The organism is Candidatus Protofrankia californiensis, assembly GCF_900634765.1.
GTDB lineage: Bacteria > Actinomycetota > Actinomycetes > Frankiales > Frankiaceae > Protofrankia > Protofrankia californiensis.
Genome location: NZ_CAAAFT010000223.1, coordinates 22,936 through 23,587, shown reverse-complemented (window position 1 = coordinate 23,587; position 652 = coordinate 22,936).

Sequence of the window (652 nt, the reverse complement as noted above, 5' to 3'; positions counted from 1 at the left end):
TTGTGTCAGGATCGTCACGGAGAGGCAATTTCTTGACACTTCTGCTGGAGCCGACCAATAATCCGCATGTGCTGGCAGGCAGGAATCTGACGCGACGTCGTTGGATTGACTTCGCACGGGCCTGGACAAGCCGCTGTCGCTGACAGCCGGCCTGGCGGGCGGCGTGTTCTAGAGCCTGTTTCAGATCTTCAGTCCGTGTTGACACCTGGTCAGGCGCTGGTGAAATCCTCGACGCACCTGTCCTCCCCCACGGTGACCAGACATTCACGGACGACAGCGCCCAGGTCATGCGTGAAGTCGTGCCGTGGATCGCGTCGAGCGGCTTTCACCATCGCTCCGTCTTGATTACGGACCATTTCCCCTGCCGTACGACGACTCCCCCGGAAGGGATGTCGTGAAAGGGGTGCTGTCGCCATTCCCGGATATCAGCGGTACCTGAGAGTGGGCGACGACACCGTGCCGAGCCGATACCCGCGGAAAAGAACAAGAACGAGGAGAACAGTGGGAAACCGCTCGTGTGTTCATCGGCTGCTGACCGCCGCAATTCTGGTCGTCGGTCTTGTTACGGCCGTCAGCGGATGCGGGAGCTCCACCACGGCGAGTGGTGAAACATCACGCCAGTCGTTCACGCTGCGGGTGGGTTTCATCTCGG